Annotated in this window: 4 protein-coding genes and 1 pseudogene; 2 read left to right on the plus strand and 3 right to left on the minus strand. The window is 72.4% G+C overall.

Features of this window, described 5'->3' with window-relative positions; genetic code table 11:
* From GTW43_RS01360 to GTW43_RS01370, 3 genes are all read right to left on the minus strand, one after another.
* The coding region (locus GTW43_RS01360) for an EI24 domain-containing protein (RefSeq protein ID WP_161299689.1) at window positions 1–822 on the minus strand (822 nt) is incomplete at its 3' end.
* Window positions 823–882: 60 nt separating this feature from the next.
* Window positions 883–1,305, minus strand: coding sequence for an organic hydroperoxide resistance protein (locus GTW43_RS01365; RefSeq protein ID WP_161299690.1), 423 nt, complete (start codon window positions 1,303–1,305; stop codon window positions 883–885).
* 128 nt (window positions 1,306–1,433) lie between these two features.
* Window positions 1,434–2,459, minus strand: coding sequence for an NADP-dependent oxidoreductase (locus GTW43_RS01370; protein WP_161299691.1), 1,026 nt, complete (start codon window positions 2,457–2,459; stop codon window positions 1,434–1,436).
* Window positions 2,460–2,569: 110 nt separating this feature from the next.
* Here GTW43_RS01370 and GTW43_RS01375 point away from each other — a divergent pair, with 110 nt between their 5' ends.
* Together GTW43_RS01375 and GTW43_RS01380 are read left to right on the plus strand one after the other, a co-directional pair.
* A complete protein-coding gene (locus GTW43_RS01375) occupies window positions 2,570–3,004 on the plus strand; it encodes a MarR family transcriptional regulator (protein ID WP_161299692.1) in 435 nt (144 codons plus the stop codon).
* A 57-nt stretch (window positions 3,005–3,061) separates the two neighbouring features.
* A pseudogene (locus GTW43_RS01380) lies at window positions 3,062–3,458 on the plus strand (hypothetical protein); the annotation flags it as partial.

The raw sequence follows: 3,458 nt of genomic DNA on the forward strand, positions 1-3,458 counted from the left end.
CGCCGTGCGCGGGTCCGCCGCCGGCGCCGGGTGCGGCTGAGCGGCGTCCGCGGGCCGCCGCGCCCCGGGCGGGTCGGTCCCGTCGGGCGGGGACTCCAGGTCGCGCACCATGAGCGTCGCGCCCGCCACCGCGCCCGGCATGAGGAAGACCGCGACGAACGGCACCAGGAACGCCACCGCGAGGGGCGTGCCGAAGCCCCAGACGAGGCTCTTGCGGGTGCGCAGCAGGGCGAGGCGCTCGCGCAGCTGCACCCCGCGGCGCTGCTGGGCGACGGCCGTCAGCTCCTCCGTGAGGAAGAACCCGGTGACGAAGAAGCCGACCACCGGGACGACCGTCTGGCCGACGAACGGCAGGAAGCCGCAGGCGAAGAGGAGCACGCCCCACACCGCGGCGCGCACCAGGATGCGCAGGGAGTCCCGTGCCGAGATCCACAGTTCGCGCCAGAGCGGCAGCCCGGACTCGGGCGCGTGCCCGCCCTCGGCGACGTCGACCTGCTCCGACAGGGACTCGTAGAAGGGCTGGCCGATCAGGAGCGTGACCGCGGTGAAGGTCAGCACCGAGAGCAGCAGCGCGAGGGCGAACAGGACGACGGTCAGGAAGCCGCGGAAGAGGCCGCCCCAGGGCGAGGACCAGTCGTCGGCGAAGGGCGTCGCCCAGGCGACGACGTCACCGCCCCAGACGGCGAGGCAGACGAGGGCCCCCACGTACAGGACGAGGGTGATCAGGCCCGGCAGCAGACTCCAGCCGTACTGCCTGCCGTGCTGGGCAACCCAGCGCTGCCCCTTCATCAGATAGCCGAAGCCCGCCCCGAGATCACGCATGGCGCACACCCTACGGGACGGGCCGCACGGCCCCGGGGCCCGTCCTGCGGGCCGGTGGGCTCAGACGGAGAGCGTGACCGTGATGTTGCCGCGGGTCGCCTTGGAGTAGGGGCAGACCTGGTGGGCCTTCTCGACGAGGTCCTTGGCGGTGGCCGCGTCCACGTTCGGGATCGACGCCTTGATCTCGACGATGATGCCGAAGCCCTCGTCGTTCTTGCCGATGCCGACGTGGGCGGTGACGGTCGAGCCGGACACGTCGGCGTTCTCCTGGCGGGCGACGACCGCGAGGGCGCCCTGGAAGCAGGCGCTGTAACCGGCGGCGAAGAGCTGCTCGGGGTTGGTGCCCTCGCCGGAACCGCCCTGCTCCTTGGGCGGGTTGACGACGACGTCGAGCTTGCCGTCGTCGGTGGCGACGCGGCCGTCGCGGCCGTTCTCGGCGGTGGCTACGGCGGTGTAGACGACGTCGGACTGCGTGATGGCCATGCCCGTACTCCCTCAATCAATCCATTAGGCGGAAACTCAGATCCGTATTACGGAATGAGAGTAGCGAATGGCGCGCAGAACGAAAGTGGCCCCCGTCACAGACGGGGGCCACGGATGCGGGTGAGGCGTCAGAGCCGGACGATCATCTTGCCGGTGTTGTCGCCGCGGAGGACGCCCATGAACGCCTCCAGGTTGTTCTCGATGCCGTCCACGAACGTCTCGCGGTACTTGAGCTCGCCGGAGCGGACCCACGCGCCGACCTCCTGGACGAACTGCGGCTGCAGGTCGTAGTGGTCGCCCACGAGGAAGCCCTCGATGCGGCCGCGGGTCTGGATCAGACGGGCCAGGTTGCGCGGGCCGGGGGCCGGCTCGGTGCTGTTGTACACGGAGATCGCGCCGCAGATCGCGATGCGGCCGTCGCGGTTCAGCCGCGCGATGGCGGCCTCGAGGTGGTCGCCGCCCACGTTGTCGAAGTAGGCGTCGACGCCGTCGGGGGCCGCCTCCTTCAGCAGCGTGTGCACGTCGCCCGTCTTGTAGTTGAACGCCGCGTCGAAGCCGTACTCCTCCAGGAGCAGCTTGACCTTCTCGTCCGAGCCGGCCGAGCCGATCACCCGGGAGGCGCCCTTGAGCTTCGCGATCTGGCCGACCTGGCCGCCGACCGCACCGGCCGCGCCGGACACGAAGACGCTGTCGCCCTCCTTGAAGGAGAGGGTGCGCAGCAGGCCCGCGTACGCGGTGAGGCCGGTCATGCCGAGCACACCGAGGTACGTCGACAGCGGCGCGGCCTCCGGGTCGACCTTCACGGCCTGCTTGGCGTCGAACACCGCGTACTCGCGCCAGCCGTGGAAGTGCAGCACGTGGTCGCCGACCGCGACGCCCTCGTCGTTCGAGGCGATGACGACGCCGACCGCGCCGCCCTGCATGGGCTTGCCCAGCTCGTACGGCGCGACGTACGACTTCGCGGCGCTCATCCGGCCGCGCATGTAGGGGTCGACCGACACGAACAGGTTCTTGACCAGGACCTGGCCCGGGCCGGGCGCGGCGACCGGGACCTCGCGCAGCTCGAAGTCCTCGGGCCTGGGCCAGCCGACCGGACGGCTGATCAGGGCCCACTCGCGGCCGGTGGCGGGAATCTGGGGGGTGTCGGCGGACATGCGCTGGTCCTTCGCAGAATGGGGAGCTACTTCCGGGACTGTTTCAGTACCTGAAACAACCATGCGTCTGAATATTTCAGAATGTCAAGTATCTGGGTACCCTGGAGGGCATGACCACCACCCGCCCGCGCCGCACCGACCCGCTCACGCTCGAGGTCGTCGAGCTGATCGGCGCCGTCGTCGCGCGCTACCACGAGGAGTACGAGGAGGCCGCCGCGAGGCATCGCCTCACCGGGGCGCAGGCGCGGGTGCTCGGGCTGCTCGCGCTCGACCCGCTGCCCATGCGGCAGATCGCGCAGCGCCTGAAGTGCGAGCCGTCGAACATCACGGGGATCGTGGACCGCCTGGAGAGCCGGGGCCTGGTCGAGCGGCGGCCCGCGCCGGGCGACCGCCGGGTGAAGCTGGCCGCGCCGACCGAGGAGGGGCTGCGGGTCGCGCGCGGCCTGCGGGACTCGCTGGACTTCGCCCGTGAGCCGCTGGCCGGGCTGACGCACGAGGAGCGGCTGGCGTTCCGGGACATGCTGCGCCGGATGACCGGCGCCTGACCGGGCGCGTCCCGCGCACGCGCCCGCACTGGCGCACTGGCGCACGGGTGCGCTCAGGTGCACCACCACAGGAAGCGATTGCAGGTCTGCGTCGGGGTCGGCTCGGGGTCCTGCGGCGCCGAGGTCGTCGGGCGCGGAGCCGTGGTCGCGGGCCGGGTGGCCGGCGGCTGCCGGGGCGGGGTACTCGCGGCCGGGGCCGTCGATCCGGCGCCCGTCGCCGCGTCCTCGCTCTCCGGCGTCACCGAAGGGCTCTGCGCCGCACCGGACGCGCTCGACGCCGACGGGGACGCGGAGACGGACGCGGAGACGGCCGGGTCCGCGGCGTCCGGCGAGGACCCACCCGCTCCGGTGTCCGGCGCGGCCGGGGACGCGCCGCCGGTGTCCGGCGCCGCACTCGTGACGTCCGGGGCGGCCCGGCTGTCGGCCGGCGCGTCGGACTCGGTGGCGAGTTCGG

Origin of the sequence: Streptomyces sp. SID5785 (assembly GCF_009870065.1) — a bacterium.
In the GTDB taxonomy this organism is placed as follows: domain Bacteria; phylum Actinomycetota; class Actinomycetes; order Streptomycetales; family Streptomycetaceae; genus Streptomyces.

Excerpts from the sequence above, each read along its gene's own strand:
- GTW43_RS01365 (WP_161299690.1), bottom strand. The coding sequence starts at position 1,305 with ATGGCCATCACGCAGTCCGACGTCGTCTACACCGCCGTAGCCACCGCC.
- GTW43_RS01370 (WP_161299691.1), bottom strand. The coding sequence starts at position 2,459 with ATGTCCGCCGACACCCCCCAGATTCCCGCCACCGGCCGCGAGTGGGCC.
- GTW43_RS01375 (WP_161299692.1), top strand. The coding sequence starts at position 2,570 with ATGACCACCACCCGCCCGCGCCGCACCGACCCGCTCACGCTCGAGGTC.